The sequence below is a fragment of the Azospirillum agricola genome, assembly GCF_020005195.1.
Classification (GTDB): Bacteria; Pseudomonadota; Alphaproteobacteria; order Azospirillales; family Azospirillaceae; genus Azospirillum; species Azospirillum agricola.
On record NZ_JAIFZR010000001.1, the window covers coordinates 242,414 to 255,412 of the forward strand.

Sequence of the window (12,999 nt, forward strand, 5' to 3'; positions counted from 1 at the left end):
AGACGGCCCCGGCGGCCCCCTTCTCCGAGCAGGGAGGGGGCCTCCTCATTTTCCGCACACGCCATCCGGAGACCGCGACCATGCCCGCCACCGCCACCATCGTCGAACTGCGCGAGGTCGCCCCGCAGCCCGCCGAAGCCCCGGCCACAGAGGGCAGCGGTGCCCCTGTCACCGTTGCCGCCGCGATCGAGGGGCACATCGACGCCGTCCAGGAGGGCCGCGTCTTCGGTTGGGCCTGGGACCGCGCCCATCCCGACGATCGGTTGGAGGTGGAGCTTCGTCTGGAGCGCGACGGCGGGGCGCCGCTGGTGCTGGGCCGCGTGCTCGCCGACCGTCCGCGCGCCGACCTCGCCGCCAACGGCATCGGCGACGGCGGCCATGCCTTCGAGGCGGAGACCGCCCTGCCGGAGGACGGCGATCTGCGCCGGGTCGTCGCCGTCATCCGATCCCCCAGCACCGGCGCGGTCGAGACCTTCCGCCAGCCCGACGCCGAGGAACAGCGGCTCGACCGGCTGCTGGCCCCGCATCTCCAACGGATCGCCGAACGCATCGATTCGGTGCGGCGCGACCAGCGCCAGCTCGCCGCCGCCCAGCAGGGAGTGGGGCGTCTGCTGCGCGACCTGAACAAGGGGATTGCCGCTGACCGCGCCGCCACCGCCCAGACCGGTCACGCCCAGGCCGACCGCCAGGACGCGCTCGCCGAGGCGGTCCGCGAACTGACCGAGCGGGTCGGCGGGCTGGAGGTGTTCCTGGTGCGCATGGATTCCACGTTGCGCGGCTTCGACAGCGCCATCGCCGACAACGGCACGAAGAGGAACCGGCCATCGGCCCTGGCGATGCTCAGCGGTGCGGCGGGGGCCTTCGTCGCAACGCTGTCGGGTTTCGCCCTGTTCCATTGGATGGCGTAGCGGGCCTGTCCCCAAGCCCTTTTCCTTGCACGGAACGGGGCCTTACCGGTTCGGCAAGCGTTTGGCGCGAAGGAAGGGCAGGGAGGGGAAGGCGGCGTGAAGGAAAGCCGGCCGGTTGGATCCGGTCGAGCCGCGCGATGCCCGGTTGTCGATCGGAGAGCTACCAGCCCCAATCAAGCTGGCTATCCGCCGCGGACTGCGGACCGTAAGGGCGGAGGCCATAGCCGCTCTCGTAGGACGTGCTTGGGATCGGCCCCGCGGAGGTGAAACCGGGAAGGTCGGCGCATCCGGCTGCAAGAAGGCAGGCGGAAAGAACGAGGAATTTCAACATGCCCTGGATCATGAGCGCTTTGGCATCCATGACATTCTGCGACAGTTTGCGCGGAATGGAGTGCGGGGGCTGTGGCTGAGTTGCCGATGCGCAAGCGGGAAAATGGCGGACCCGACGAGATTCGAACTCATGACCTCTGCCTTCGGAGGGGCGAGGGTATGTGAGAATTTCCATTATCCACCCGTAGGTTACAGCATGCTCGCCGGTCCGCGTGTCAATGGCGTGTCATCCGCGCCGCGTGGCAATCGATGCGCTGTCCGGACGTGCCGCAGAGGGGCCCTCGGTGTCGAGCAGGTTGACCAGTTCGCGCCGCCGCTCCGGAACATCGTGGCCATAGATTAGGACGGAACTCGCGTCGAGCCAACCGCCTTGCTCCATCACCGACCGGATGTCGGCGCCCTTGGAGAGCATCTGCGTCGCCAGCAGGTGGCGGAACCAATGCTGCGTGACCTGCCCGATCAGGTCGGCTCGCCCCTTCTCTTGGTCGATCCAGGCGCGAGCCTCATCCCGCAGGCCGGCCGCGCGCAGCTTGATCGCCTCCTTCGCCGCGGCGTCGCGCAGCGCCTGGGCGGCGCGCCGTTTCATGCCGTTGAATCCCGTCTTGTTCTGGGTGCCGTAGCCCTTGCCGTTGTCCTTGTAGGGCTTCATGCGGTGTGTCAGGAACAGGGCGCCCTCGCGGTCCTTGGGCACGCCCCGCCATTCGATGTAGCCGCGCAGCACCTGGACGGCCCACGGGTGCAGCGACGAGGTGACGGGCTCTCCGGTCTTGGTCTCGTGAAAGGTGATCTGCTCCCGGCCCGGCGCAAGTTGCAGGTCGCAGAACCGGCACCCGGACAGGATCGAGGAAACCCTGGCGCCCGTGGACCACTCGACCGCAAGCTGGGCGGCCATGTGCGGGCTGGCGCACTCGATCATCAGGGCGACGAGGTCGGGCGTCAACTCAATCACCCGCCGGCGGGAGACGGCCCGTCGCCGCCGTGCCGCCTTGTCCCGCTCGAAGTGGGGAAGGGCGGCGATCCACTGGCGCGGCCGCTTCCGGCACCAGGACAGGAAGCCGACGACGATGTTCAGGTAACGCTCGCGCGTCTGCGCGGTGTTGCTGGCGTGTCGGCGGTCGATGAAGGCGTTCCAGTCCTCGTCGGTGAGGGTGTTGATCGTGCGGATCCCGAACTCCACCGTCAGTTCCTGGATGCGCGCGATGTCGACCGGGTTGAGCGGCCGGGCGCGCCGTTGGTTCAGGAAGGAATCAGCCGCAACGGCGAAGGGGACGGAGGGCTTGATGCCGTGGACGGCTTCGTTCCGCGCGTCCTGCTCGATCTGGAGCTTGAGGGCTTCGGCGAAGTCGCGGTTGCGCTCGTCTGCCGGAAGTTCAGTACTCTTTCGAATGCGGCGAGAGCGTCCCGCGACGCGCAGGGTGCCGGCAATGTGCCAGTGTCCGTCCCGCTCGACGACGCGGAGACCGGGGGCCGCCTTCTTGCGGTGTCCCTTTCCACGATCGCCCTTTTCAAGGCCTTGGCCTCTTCTGCGGTCCAAAGCGGGGTCCTTCCGACATAGTGGTGAAACTGGAGCTGCGGCCTGGCGTTCCTCATGTCTTCGGAAAGCTGGGATTGCAGCCAGCGGGGGCTCTTGTGAAGGCTCTCCGCAATCTCTTTAAGGGTCAATTCCCGATGGCCCATTCCCTTCACCTCACCAGCGGGGGCGGCACGAGCCCGTTGCGTAGGACCGTTTCGAGAGAGATCACGCCGGCTCCTGTTCGTTCAGCGTCATGATCCGCAGGAAGGCGACCATGTCGCGCTCCACGAGGCCCGTCGCTCCGGCGTGACGGATCTCGGCCAGACGGCGGTGGGCGTCGAGCAGCCGCGTCCGGTTCTCTGGACTCGGGTGCCGGTCGTAGGCCAAGGCGGCGTCGCACTTCGCCTTGGCGGCCTCCGCCCGGTCGGTGTCGCTGACGGGCCGGCGGGGAAACGCGATGATGGTGGCGGTCACGGTGCTCCTCCGTTTGTGGGCGGCAAGGCCGGTGTGCCGGCGGGCTCCACCGCGGTCATCGGCAGGTCCGGCTGGAAACGGTCCGTCTCGTTCCCCCACACGGACCAGCCGGGCCGGGGGCTGCGGGCGAACAGCTCCGCCTTCGCGACGCCGGGATAGGCGCGGTCGAGGTCGTCATGCAGGCGGGACGGCTTGCGGCTGTGCTCCCGGCGCTGGTCGAGGATAGCGTTCGGGATGGCGAGGCCGCGCCAGCGGCCGGGGCTCCCCTTCGCCCCGACCAGCCAGAGTTCGGACGAGGACCGCCAATAGTAGCCGGTGCCCACCGCCGGCTCCCCGGCGGCGGTGAGCTTCGACCAGGACCCGCAGGTACTGTAGCGGAACCCCCAGGCCCGCAGGACGTCCAGCGAGTCCGGCAGGAACGGCGCCGTGGTCCACATGACCAGCATGCAGTTCCGGGCCGCCAGGGCACTGACCGGCAGGGCGGCGATCTGGTCGATCGACAGGGTGTCGTACGGGCAGGCCTTGCCGTCGCCCTTCGCCGACCATGTCCGGAACTTCCAGGGCGGATCGGACAGGATCACCCCATAGCCGCCGGGCCGGAGATCGCCGAAGGGCCAGACCGCGCCGGGAGAAGCTCCCGGCCGGCCACGGTCGCGAGGGCTGATGGCGTTCATCGGGCACCGACGGGCTGCGGATTGGCCGGCGTCGCCTGCCGGATGCGGAGCACGCGGTCGATCTCCTGCCGGAAGATGTTCTGGGTTTCCGCCTGGAACCGCTCCTCCAAGGCCGCGAGATCGAACTTGCGGAGTTCCTCCAGCTCGTGTGTCTGGAGGGCGGCGGCGTGCTGGGCGATGATCCCGTGGATGGTGGTCATCATATCGGCGTTGATCAGGATGCTGGATGCCGCCTTACGCGCCTCCTCCGAAAAGGACGGGAGCAGCGGGATCAGCCGTTCGGCGGTCGGCGGGCCGTGCTTGGCACGTTCGGCGGCGGCTTGTTGCGCCTTCTGTTCCTCTTCCTTCCGGCAAACGCTTTCCGCCACCTCGGCGCGGTGGGTCTGAAACGCGTCGTTCAGACGCTTGACCGCCATAGGGGACAGATGCTCCAGCCGGGCAAGGTCGACGCGCTCTTCCTTGGTCAGGAGAGTGTCGGGCACGGAATGGCAGACGCCGTTTTCATCGCAATCAAAGGTAAAAGCATAGCCGGTGTAAGCGTTCAGCGATGCAATGACGGTGTCCAGCCGATCCGGGGCCGTGATCTTGGCGATGCGATAGGCGGCGGCGAGGGCGAACAGCTCGCTTCCCTCCTCGTGTGTGAACAGGCGCAGCAGGTCGGTGGGAGATTGGTCGGGGATGATGGAGGGGGCGGCGGTCAGGCTGTCGCGCCGCTCGGAATCCGTCTCGGGGGGTTCCACCGTCACCGGCTCTCGCACCGTCACCAAGCCGGTCAGGGCGACCAGATCGGGCAACAGGCCATGGTCGAACCCTTGGAAAGCATCCTCATCGCTTTCCAGCAAGCAGCGCAGTTTCAGCAGCCGATCGCTGGGGGTGGCGGCCGGATGCTTCATCACCCGGTTCCGGTGAAGCCTCTCACGCCGGTCGATGACGCAGCTGAAGTCGGCCACCGCATCCTCCTCCTCCCCGCAAGGCAGGTCCGAAGCGAGGCGCCAGAGCCGGTCAGACACCGCCTTCACCCGGCGCCAGTCAAGATAGGCGGTGCGCAGCGTCGGGGAGACCAGGGAGCCAGTGAAGGAAGCGGGTGCCTCTTCGGCGACGGGCTTGGAAATCGGCAGCAGGCTCATGCGTTGGTCCTCCCGGTGGGAATGGCGGTCACGGCGTCGGCGCCGAGGCGCGGGCCGAAGGGGTGGTTGATGCGCTGGATCAGGGCGGGGGCGTCGTCGCCCGGCCAGCGGGGACCCGGTTCGATCGGCGTCGCCAGCAGGGCGTCGGCGGGATCGGCGGTGACCGGCATGGGAGCGATGTAGCTCATGCGGCGGCCTCCGGTGCGTCGGTCTTCGCCCGGCCGGGCGCGTGGGCCGCATGCGCCGGCAGGACCGTGCCCGCCGGGTCGCCGTCCAGGTCGATGCGGACGGCCCCGGCGATCAGGGCGGCCTCGTACTTCGTCCCGGTGCAGTAGTCGGCGACGGCCCGCTCGATGCGCTTGGCGGTCAGCGGCCGGCCGTCTTCGCCCGTGACGCCGCGCGCCACCGCGTCGGCAACGATGCCAACCTTCAGCGGACGCTTGGGAGCCTTGGACTTCGGCCGGTTGAAGCAGGCCGGGAACGCCCTGGCGAGCGCCCGGCGGTCGGCGTGCAGGCCGGTGGGGTTGCGCGCGGACGATCCGGCGAGGAGGGAACCGATGGTTTCCCCCTCCGCGATCATCCATTCGCACGCCTCGAACAGGGTGCGCTGGCGGTCCGGCGTGCAGTGGTTCCACAGCGCGCACATCCGCGCGGTGAGCGAGCCTGCGCCCTGTTCCAGCGAACCCGTCACCGGCGTGGACAGGGCATCGTCCGCCAAGGGCGGGGCGGTCAGCATCTTCATGGGCATCAGCCTCCAGGTCTGAGGGTGACGGGCGGCCGGTTCACGCGGCCGCCCCCAGCGTGTCGGGGCCGGCATCGGCCGGCGGCGTCAGGTCCGGCGGCAGCAGGGCGCCATAGCCGGTGTCCGCCAGCGTCTCGCGGGTGGTGCGCGCCATCTCGACCAGGGCGTCCTTCAGGACGCGCGGCGCGCGGAAGTTGGCGCGGTCCCTCGACAGGGCGTCGAGCCGGACGGCGAGGTCGGCGAGCAGGCCGGCCAGCCGATCCGACCAATCCGGCCGCGCGGCCGGAGCGGCGGCCCCGCCGCTGCCCGCCGCCGACCCGCCCGGTGAAACGCCGGCCTCCGCCAGGGCGGCCCCCAGCTCGTCCAGATCGGGCAGCGGCCCGCCGGAGCGCAGCGCCGCGGTGACCGACCCCAGCGCCTTCAGCACCAGCGGCAGGGCCGACACCATGCCGGCGAGTTCGCCCCGGCGCGGGCCGGAGATTTCGGCGACGCCGTACCCCTCGAACGCGACGGAGCAGCGCTCGCTCTTGTGGATCGTGACGGGCCGGGGCGGGATGCTGCCCGGCGGCGGGCTGGAGGACGGGGGGCCGGCGATCATGGGCGGGCTCCTTTCGGGCAAAGGGAGGGCGTTGCCGCGAGCGGGCTGCGCGGCGGAACGGTGTCGGTCGTTGCGAAAAGCGGTGAAGCGCCGGACGGGCGGTCAGTACGCCGTGCTACCGGCCGGTGCGAACAGGACGTCGTAACCCACGCCCAGCTTGGCGGCGATCTCCCGCACCACCTTGTCGTCCCAACGCTTCGCGAGGTCGCGGACGATGCAGCCCGGAACGTTGTCGGCCGGGGTGTAGCCGAAGGAGTAGGTGCCCGGGAGGTTCATTGCCTCCACCAGCCGGCCCGCCTCGCCCATCGTGCGGGCGTTCACCAGAACGCCTTGAATGGGCTTGCCGAACACATCGTTGACGCTGACATACCATTCCCGGAAGGGAAGGCCAGCCAGTTCCGCCTCCGTGGGGATCGTGCCGGGCGGCAGCGGATCGGTGGGTTCGTCCTCATGCGCCAGGGCGCACACCTCGTCGAACACGGCGTTCCAGATGCGGACGAATTCGGGATCCTTGAGAGGCTTGCCCAGCGTCTGCGACAGGTGCAGCTCGGCGATATCCGTGTACTCATCAGCCAACCAGCTATCGGCGTCGAGCCTGTCGAACTTGGCGGACAGCATCCGCGCGAAGAGGCGGAGTTCCGGCGAGAGGGTGACGGTGTCGGTGGCTGCCATCGCTCAGGCACTCCGCTCGGCGGTGCCGGCAAAGCCCATCTCGTGCTGGACCTGGGCGGTGGAGAGGTCGATGCGCAGGCCGACCTTGCCGTAGACTTCCTGGATGTTCGACAGCATGGCGCGGGAGCCGCCGACCTTGCCGACCCGGTCGAGCGCCTTGGTGGCGGCATTCAGCTCATGCACCCGCACGCGGCGCTCGGCGAGGCTCGGGGCGGGAACCGGCGGGGCGATCAGCCCCTTCTCGTAGGCGTCCAGCTTCTTGATGACGCCGATCACCAGCTCGGTGGCCTTCGGCGTCTCAGACTTCGCCGCGATGAAGATGGCTTGGTTGCGGTTCAGCAGATATTCGGTGACGGCGTTCCCGCGCACCACCCGCCCCACCGTGGGGCACGTCCCGAGCAGCCGAAGCGTCTCGATGTGGCGCTCGATCAGTTCCCTGATCTTGCGCGGTCGGTCAAACTCCAGATCGCGCCCGAGGGTGAGATCCCGGATGCGGGCCTCGCCGTCGACGGCGACGATCTCGTCGTCGGTTGCGGCCTCGTCGGGAAAGGTGAGCTGGGTGACGTTGCTGTCGTCGGAGCCATTCAGGGTCGGCTCATGACCGTCTTGGAACCCCATGGAGATCGTGCTCCCGGTTCGGGGAGGCGGGGAAAGGATCAAACCCGCCTCCGTATGGAGGGTGAGATTATATTGCAATAAGTGATTTAAAGCGTCAACACGCAAATCGCGTTGCGAAGCGATAAATTGCGTTCGCCGTTGTGCGTGTGGACCGCCCGCCTGATTCGGCGCGGGCGAAGACGGGGGGCGGTTGAGCCGCCCGCCCGGAAAAGGTCAGGCTGCGGACGGGAACGCCATCCGCTCGGCGTCGCGGATCAGCGCCCACAGCAGGCGGGTGTGGTCGTTGCTGTAGGGCTGCGGCCCGTGGCGGTGTTCGGTCCCATCCACATCCGAGAGGCCCCAGGCCAGCCGGAGTCGCACGGCGAGGCCGGCGGGGGTGCGGGGAACGAGAACCGCGATCCGGTTCTGCACGGCCGCGAGACGAGCGGCCAGCCGGTCGCAGGCCGGATCGGTTTCCGCCTTGTCGAAGGCGGCAAGCAGCGCGTCCATCTCGGCCCCGAGCGCCAGCAGCTCGGCGTCGGGGTGAAGAGCCGGAACGGCGGGCGGAGACGGCAGGAGGGCGGCCGGCACCACGCAAGCCGCCACAGTTCCCGCCAGGATGCCCCGGCGGGTTGATAAGTCAGGATGCATCGGCGGTCACTCCATCGCGGGAGCGTGGGGGACGGCGGAGCCGCCCAGGCCGTTGGGGCGGAGAAGCGGCAGGGAGGCCGGCGCGCCGCCGGGACCGCCGGAGCCGCCCAGCAGCTTCGCCAGCTTGGCGAGGCCCTTCGGGGTGACGCGGACCTGTTCGACCGTCTTCTCCGATCCGTCCGACCGGCTGACGGTCGTCACCTTGTGCTCCAGGTAGCCGATCCGGAGCTTGTCCTGGTGGGCGATGTCGCCCGCCTTGCCGGGACGGCTGTAGACCCAGCTGTTCTGACGCAGGAACTTGAACAGGTCCGAGGGCCGGACCTGCAACGCCTTCGCCGCGTCGGTGATGCACATCGAGCCGTCGGCGTTGGCGATGCGGTCGAACGCCGCGACGGTTGGCGCCTGCTCCTGTACCTTCGCCTCCAGCTCCAGCACCTTCTCGGTGTAGTTCAGCAGCAGGCCGCGCATCGCCGCCGGGTCGTTGAGGACCGCCATCGGATCGGCCACCCTGCCTTCCTTCACGGCGAAGTAGGTGTCCACCAGCCGCTCATGGATGCTCCACGTCTCGTCCGTCCCGAGGATCTTGGCGTGGTTCAAAGTCCCCCGCTCGGTCCACAGGATCAGGTGCCTGACCATAGGCGAAATTTGCAACCCGACGAAATCGGGTTGCTCGCGGAGCGCCCTCAATTCGTCCCCGACGATCTTGAAGAAGTGGACGCCCTCAACGAACCGGGACCGGTTGTTGGCATGGTTGTCCTGAAGCTGCTTGGGAGTGGCGCTGAATTCGGCCGCCAGCCGTTCCGTGGTCATCACCCGGACGCCCTTGTAGGCGATGGGCGTACCAGCACCATTGCCATCTCCCCCGCTCGGGGTCATATTGCCGTTCATTGCTCGTCCTTTCCTATGGGTTCGAGTGCGAAAAATCCGGCGTCGATGGTGGCCCTGCAAAAGCTCACCGACGCCGGATTTTTCATTTCAGGCCCCCGCATGAGCCGGGACCTGCGGGGCATCACTCTCCAGCCCTTTCAGCACAAGACGGCGCACCGCCTCGGTTTCCGACGCGATCCGGTTCCGATACCGGTAGTCGTCCACACGCTTCCACATTTCATCGGGGAATGTCGCCAGCTTGCGAACCATAGAGGTCGCCATGGCATTCTCCTAAGCTGTCGTTTACAGTTGCGATAATTACGCAACTTGGTTGCGACCGTCAACGGCAGAATTGCGATAAAAACGCAAAATGACAACAGATACGCAAATCCGCGCCGCTCGTGCGATGCTCCAGATCACAATTGCTGAACTGGCGCACTATGCCGAAGTAGCCCCAAACACGATCCTTCGCATCGAAAAAGGACAAGGCGTAAATAGTTCAACATTAAAATCAGTAACAAGAACTCTTGAAGAATTTGGAATAACTTTTATAGATGATAATGGAGTTCTTAAGAAAAAAGGCTCTATGGACTACGGCATCTGGAAAACTCGTGTGAAAAAAGGTATCTGGTACCTGTCACATGGGCTTTGGGATTTCGATGAAAAAACAAAGAAAGAGATCGCAGCTTTTGTAGTGGATGACCTGACGAGGAGCGCAAGATACTATCATACGCAAGATGAAATTGGATACATTGATAAGAATTACATCAAAGAACTTCAATCGACGGCGGAGGAAATAATCTCTAAGCGTTCCCAATTGCCTTCTGAGAAAAGCGAGAAACCACCTAACGAGTAGGGCGAACGGATCATGGGAACTCCGGCAACTGACTCCCCTCCCCCTTCCGGCTGTGGTAGCGTCCTCCGGTTGAGGGAGAGGACATGAACGACGACGACCGAGAGCTATTGCGGCGGATAAACCGCAAGCTCGACTGGCTTTTGATGTTGGCGTTCGGGTTCGTCGTTGGCTCTATCATCAAGCATCTGAGTTGACGCCGGACCTGGTACTGTGCATCCGCTCAAAGCACGGAGACAGACAGAATGTCCTACGAAATCGGCTATGCACCGAGGGGAGATCGGCACGTGCGCACGACATCGAAAGCGACCGCGCGTGAGGCTTTGAAGACCGCTCGGGCACTGATTGCCAGCGATGAAGAGATCCGCCACATCAAGGCGCCGTATGGGGGCCAGATCGGCATGGGCGAACTTGAACTCGCGGCAGAACGTGAAGACGGGTAACGTATAAGGGCCGCTCCGGTGGAGCGGCCTCTGCTTCACAAGCCATGCTTCCGTGTGAAGTCGGGCAACGATGAACTGCACGCCGTCTGCCCAATCGTTGTTTCAATCCGCACTCGTGTGAGAGAGCGTACAGGCATTGTTAAGGATGAGACACCCACCATGGCATTTCAATCCACGCCCTCATGAAAGGGCGGCGGGGGAAGAAGCCCGCCAGCCTCAGAACAGGTTTCGTTTCAATCCACGCTCCAGTGGAGCGGCCCCTCACGCATCAGATACAAGAAAGCCCACTGGCTGAGCAGCAGACGGGCTGCTTCTCGATCATGCAAGTCCGTCAGGCAATTGGGGGCAAAGGTGTGTTGGTCGGCAGAGCGCGAAGTCGGCGATAAGCGTCTTTTGCTCGCTCAATGCGGCCGCCCGTGGCTTTTTCCGGTTTACGTCGCTCGGTTTCACCCCAAGGATCAGGGCATTTTTCTGCGGCAGCTAAATAAGCTGCGGTTGCAGCAAGCTCCAATTCGATTGAGTCAATCCTGGCCGCAGTCGCAGCAAAACGAGTGCGATCATTTATAGCAGGCTGGCCAATTTTTGTTGTGCTGGTGAACACAGAGTAGGCGCCGCCCCAGTTGGCGCGCCGCTCTTCTTCGTGAACAAGGTCAAATGCTTCTGCCATACGTACAGCGTCAGCCAGTTCATCGCTGTACGGACCGTAATGATGGTACTCGAAACGGAAGCCCTCTCCAAAACCGGCGAGATCAAGGAGATAAGCCACCTTTTGAAGTCGGGTGCGGCCAATGATCTCGCCACCTGCGTCACGTACGATCTCCGCAGCCTTCTGGCGATTCGGCTTATCAGTCATGATCTTTCTTCCCGAGTTCGTCAGAGATGACGGCATTAACAGCACCCCACGCTTCCTTGTCCGGTTCATCGACATACGCTCGGAACAACTCAAATGTTTCAATGCCAGATACGATGGACGAGCACTCAGCCATATCGCGGATTTTATCATCGGCAGTGCGGATGAGAATCTGATTTAATGGCCCTGTCGTCTGTCGGAAAGGCTTGTACGGCGAACGTGTGGCGTAGTCCATAAGGATGCGAGGGCTAGCTGAGGAGTTAGCCTCAGACCATGCCTGCAAGCGAAGCTTAATGAGTTCGGTTAAGCGATCGATCCGTTTTTTCGAGGTGTCGCGATCAATCGCATGAGGAGTGTCTGAAGCGACGGCGGCGACGAGCCGAGACCGGATATCAATGCATTTTGGTAATTTACGGTCGCGCAAGCGCGTTGCGCAATCTCTAATTACGGGATCATCAGCCTCCACCAGCATAGGAAGCGCACCCCAGAACACTGTGTCATCTAACGCCAGAGCATGTTCAAGTTTATCAGCGTCCTTAGCGAAGCGAACGATCGAGTGATTTTTGGGCAGCCCAGTCTTCTTCTCAAGCCTTCCGCGGACCAACGAAATTAGTCGCAACATAAGAGCCGAAAACATTTTTTCGGCCGCGCGCGTTGTTTTGTGTAGATACACATTTGGATAAAGTTGAAATAGAGCAAGGACATATGTTTCGGCTGCATGGAAAGCTTTAGGGCCAAGAACAAAAGTTTCGATCGGGTCGAGCTGCTGTTCATCTACACCATATTCGACCGTTGCGATTTCTAGATTGGCCATCAGCCAGTCAAAATCGATTGCGCTATTTTGTACCCCGGTCATCAATCGATCTCGACGCATATAGTCTAAACGGTCAGCATCGAACTGGCTGGAGACTACAGCATCGTAAAGATTTCCGGGCCGACCACGCTTAATGACATCGGCAACCTCATCTGCAAAGCTGCGGCCCATCGGCTCAAAGGCGCGCCTCACTTCACTGTCTCGTATCAGGGCATCACTGACGTGCTCGTGATGGGCCATCTTCAGGTCGAGTGTCTTGCCAACGTCCTCAAAGGCGTGGCTGAACATACCGTGACCGAGGTCGTGAACGAGAGCTGCGGCCAAGGCGACGTTTGCCTGATGAGGCAGGAATTGACGGCCACTCACCATGATATGGCGGTGGATGATTCCCATTAGCCGCCGTGCTGTATGGAAAACGCCCAAGCTGTGGGCAAAACGTGTATGAGTGGCCCCTGGATAGACTAGATCAGAAAACCCAAGTTGCCGAATACGACGAAGACGTTGGAAAGGGCGGGTTTTTAATGCCTCCCAAACAGCGTGTTCAAGTTGATCGTCTGCTCTGAATTCAAACTCAATCAGATTATGCAGGGGGTCACGGATCCGTTGCGGTTTCGGCACGCCACTCACCTCAGGGGAAGCAAATTACTCATATAGAGACTTCAGGAGGCAACATGATTTAGTTAAATATTAATAATACATTGAAATTTGACATGGATGACCTCATTTATTTGCGGCATTGCTAAGCAGTATTTTAGAGCGGAAAACATTCCATAGCTCCCTGTGAAAACATAGTTTCTTATTGCTAATCGCAACCTTGAGCATGCCAGAGCAACGCTGAGAAGTCGATACCCGGCTTCAACGTGGCTGCTCAACAACCCAACGGAAT

General features: G+C 63.8%; 17 protein-coding genes and 1 tRNA gene. 3 read left to right on the forward strand and 15 right to left on the reverse strand.

What is annotated here, in order from left to right; all coding sequences use genetic code 11:
• Positions 1–80 precede the first annotated feature (80 nt).
• Entirely contained in the window at positions 81–908 is an 828-nt protein-coding gene (locus tag JN22_RS00875) for a hypothetical protein (RefSeq protein ID WP_085552112.1), read from the forward strand.
• A 434-nt stretch (positions 909–1,342) separates the two neighbouring features.
• On the opposite strand, the gene JN22_RS00880 is transcribed toward JN22_RS00875, so the two are convergent.
• From JN22_RS00880 to JN22_RS00940, 13 genes are all read right to left on the reverse strand, one after another.
• Positions 1,343–1,418: transfer RNA gene (locus tag JN22_RS00880), tRNA-Ser, on the reverse strand.
• Positions 1,419–1,464: 46 nt separating this feature from the next.
• Positions 1,465–2,772, reverse strand: coding sequence for a tyrosine-type recombinase/integrase (locus JN22_RS00885; protein ID WP_085552114.1), 1,308 nt, complete (start codon positions 2,770–2,772; stop codon positions 1,465–1,467).
• A gap of 204 nt (positions 2,773–2,976) precedes the next feature.
• Entirely contained in the window at positions 2,977–3,225 is a 249-nt protein-coding gene (locus JN22_RS00890) for a hypothetical protein (RefSeq protein ID WP_085552115.1), read from the reverse strand.
• On the reverse strand, positions 3,222–3,899 hold the full coding sequence (locus JN22_RS00895) for an MT-A70 family methyltransferase (protein ID WP_085552116.1): 678 nt from the start codon (positions 3,897–3,899) through the stop codon (positions 3,222–3,224). The genes JN22_RS00890 and JN22_RS00895 overlap by 4 nt, the downstream gene beginning before the upstream one ends.
• On the reverse strand, positions 3,896–5,026 hold the full coding sequence (locus tag JN22_RS00900; RefSeq protein ID WP_085552117.1) for a hypothetical protein: 1,131 nt from the start codon (positions 5,024–5,026) through the stop codon (positions 3,896–3,898). The genes JN22_RS00895 and JN22_RS00900 overlap by 4 nt, the downstream gene beginning before the upstream one ends.
• The gene (locus JN22_RS00905; RefSeq protein ID WP_085552118.1) at positions 5,023–5,214 is read right to left on the reverse strand and encodes a hypothetical protein; all 192 of its coding nucleotides are present in this window, start codon (positions 5,212–5,214) and stop codon (positions 5,023–5,025) included. The genes JN22_RS00900 and JN22_RS00905 overlap by 4 nt, the downstream gene beginning before the upstream one ends.
• Complete coding sequence (locus JN22_RS00910) at positions 5,211–5,768, reverse strand: ProQ/FINO family protein (protein ID WP_179166005.1); 558 nt, start codon at positions 5,766–5,768, stop codon at positions 5,211–5,213. Before JN22_RS00910 ends, JN22_RS00905 begins: the two co-directional genes overlap by 4 nt.
• A gap of 40 nt (positions 5,769–5,808) precedes the next feature.
• Positions 5,809–6,366 carry a hypothetical protein gene (locus JN22_RS00915; protein ID WP_085552120.1) on the reverse strand — a complete coding sequence of 186 codons (558 nt, stop codon included), beginning with the start codon at positions 6,364–6,366 and terminating at the stop codon, positions 5,809–5,811.
• A 102-nt stretch (positions 6,367–6,468) separates the two neighbouring features.
• Positions 6,469–7,038 (reverse strand): hypothetical protein, encoded by a 570-nt coding sequence (locus JN22_RS00920; RefSeq protein WP_085552121.1) that lies wholly within the window; start codon positions 7,036–7,038, stop codon positions 6,469–6,471.
• 3 nt (positions 7,039–7,041) lie between these two features.
• On the reverse strand, positions 7,042–7,656 hold the full coding sequence (locus JN22_RS00925; protein ID WP_085552122.1) for a hypothetical protein: 615 nt from the start codon (positions 7,654–7,656) through the stop codon (positions 7,042–7,044).
• A gap of 213 nt (positions 7,657–7,869) precedes the next feature.
• The gene (locus JN22_RS00930) at positions 7,870–8,226 is read right to left on the reverse strand and encodes a hypothetical protein (RefSeq protein ID WP_143268078.1); all 357 of its coding nucleotides are present in this window, start codon (positions 8,224–8,226) and stop codon (positions 7,870–7,872) included.
• Between the two features lie 66 nt (positions 8,227–8,292).
• A complete protein-coding gene (locus JN22_RS00935) occupies positions 8,293–9,174 on the reverse strand; it encodes a phage antirepressor KilAC domain-containing protein (protein ID WP_223677503.1) in 882 nt (293 codons plus the stop codon).
• 87 nt (positions 9,175–9,261) lie between these two features.
• Positions 9,262–9,435, reverse strand: a complete 174-nt coding sequence (locus tag JN22_RS00940; RefSeq protein ID WP_179166006.1) for a hypothetical protein — start codon at positions 9,433–9,435, stop codon at positions 9,262–9,264.
• A gap of 88 nt (positions 9,436–9,523) precedes the next feature.
• Here JN22_RS00940 and JN22_RS00945 point away from each other — a divergent pair, with 88 nt between their 5' ends.
• Together JN22_RS00945 and JN22_RS00950 are read left to right on the forward strand one after the other, a co-directional pair.
• Positions 9,524–10,009, forward strand: coding sequence for a helix-turn-helix domain-containing protein (locus tag JN22_RS00945; RefSeq protein ID WP_143268079.1), 486 nt, complete (start codon positions 9,524–9,526; stop codon positions 10,007–10,009).
• Between the two features lie 242 nt (positions 10,010–10,251).
• On the forward strand, positions 10,252–10,449 hold the full coding sequence (locus JN22_RS00950) for a hypothetical protein (RefSeq protein ID WP_143268080.1): 198 nt from the start codon (positions 10,252–10,254) through the stop codon (positions 10,447–10,449).
• A gap of 331 nt (positions 10,450–10,780) precedes the next feature.
• Here JN22_RS00950 and JN22_RS00955 read toward each other — a convergent pair whose 3' ends face one another.
• Both JN22_RS00955 and JN22_RS00960 read right to left on the reverse strand, forming a co-directional pair.
• Positions 10,781–11,302 (reverse strand): hypothetical protein, encoded by a 522-nt coding sequence (locus tag JN22_RS00955; protein WP_143268081.1) that lies wholly within the window; start codon positions 11,300–11,302, stop codon positions 10,781–10,783.
• A complete protein-coding gene (locus JN22_RS00960) occupies positions 11,295–12,731 on the reverse strand; it encodes an HD domain-containing protein (protein ID WP_143268082.1) in 1,437 nt (478 codons plus the stop codon). Before JN22_RS00960 ends, JN22_RS00955 begins: the two co-directional genes overlap by 8 nt.
• Positions 12,732–12,999 lie beyond the last annotated feature (268 nt).